Raw genomic sequence first — 1,549 nt, 5'->3', positions numbered from 1 at the left:
CAACCGCATCCGCCCCGCTTCCGGGGTGAGGGTGACCACGGCGGGGTCTTCCCACTCGGCGAGGGTGGCGGCCAGGTCGTGCACCCGGTGCCGGTAGCCGGCGGTCACTGCCTCGGGCACCGGCTCGGTGTCTACCAGCCGATATCCGGCCAGGGATCGGGGCAGGGCGAACAGGAACCGGGCCGGCAGCCCTCGGCCGGCGAGGTCGGCGTTGCCGCCGAATTTCCGCAGCACGGTCGGTTGCGCCATCACGCACACGGTCAGCGCGGGTTTGTCGACCGAGGCACCCTCGCGGGTCTGCCGTTCGTTGCTCATTGGCTGCCCGGCATGGCCTTTCAGGTAGGGATCAAGGTTGGGGGCACCGGAGTACCGGCCGGCGAGGGTGTCGAAGATCCCGCCTTCATCCGAGATGATCGCCATGCGTCCGCCGTTGGCCGCCATCAACCCGATGAGGGCTTCCGGGGTGGCGTCGTCCACGATCAGGCGGGGCAGGCCGGGAACGGTGATCGCCTCGGCCGCGATCGCAGCCGCGACGGCCTCGGCGGCGGCCTCGTCACGCTTGCCGGGGTCGCTGGCCTTCGCCGCTTGGGTCTTGGCTTGTTCGGCGTGCCGGTCGGCGATGTCCCGCAGCGCGGCAGCCTCGGCGATCCGAGGTCGCATCGCCTCGCCCAACGTCGACTGTGCGGCGAACAGTGGCGCGGTCATCGCCCGGTGCACGGGTGACTTCCGCTCGCCGGGGCCGGCGATGACGGCGGCGAACACGTTGACCGGCTCGCGCCACCCGGCGACCGGTTCCACCTCCAACCGGCCACCCGCGCACGCGGAGAGCACGGCTACGGCGAGGGTGCCGGCCATCGCCGGATCGGTCTGGGTAAACCGGGCAACGCCGGTCACCATGTCGCCCAGCCACGCGGGGAACACGTCGACCGGGAACGGCGGCGGCGCGGTGCTCGGCCCGGTCAAGGGCACTGGAACATCCCACAGCGGCCCGCCCGAGGCCGGTGCGTCGGTGCCGTTGGGCTGGTCGGTGACGAGGTGCAGTCGGGCGGCGCTCATGCGGCCACCTGCCGGGGGCGCTTGCTGCCGGCAGCAAGGCCGGATCGGATGGTGCGGTACGCCTCGGCGCAGCTCAGCCCGGCCGTCACCCCCGCCTGTTCCAGCACGCTCTGCGCGTCGTTCTCGGTGAGTGACCCACCGGCCGCGAGTTGCCCGAGCGCCACGGCGGCGATGTACAGGCAGCGGTTACGCTCCCCTGCCGGCGCGGTGGTCACCCGGTCGACTTCCCGGCGGATCGCGGCCCGCACGTACGCGCCGCTGCGGTCGGTCGGCAAGTCGACCACCACCGGGCGTTGCGGCGGTAGCGGCGCCGGAGTGAGCAGCCCGGCCAGCCACCCGGCCAGCGGGGCGGGGTCGGTATCCAGCACAAAAAGGCCCCTGACCAGGGAGAACCCGGTCAGGGGCCTTACTCGTGTGTCCGGCTGTGTCCGGCCGGCAGCGGACCGTGGCGGGCGTCTGTGCCATATCCGTGCCAAAGATCGGCCGCTCGGTC

Annotated in this window: 2 protein-coding genes; both read right to left on the bottom strand. The window is 72.5% G+C overall.

Features of this window, described 5'->3' with window-relative positions:
- A partial coding sequence (locus AB0N31_RS36485; RefSeq protein ID WP_366062839.1) for a YfjI family protein occupies positions 1–1,056 on the bottom strand: 1,056 nt, incomplete at its 3' end.
- Positions 1,053–1,424 carry a hypothetical protein gene (locus AB0N31_RS36480; protein ID WP_366062838.1) on the bottom strand — a complete coding sequence of 124 codons (372 nt, stop codon included), beginning with the start codon at positions 1,422–1,424 and terminating at the stop codon, positions 1,053–1,055. The genes AB0N31_RS36485 and AB0N31_RS36480, both read right to left, overlap by 4 nt.
- Between the last annotated feature and the right edge of the window lie 125 nt (positions 1,425–1,549).

It is taken from the genome of Streptomyces sp. NPDC051051, assembly GCF_040682975.1.
GTDB lineage: Bacteria > Actinomycetota > Actinomycetes > Streptomycetales > Streptomycetaceae > Streptomyces.
This window is presented reverse-complemented; position numbering and strand designations above follow the sequence as displayed.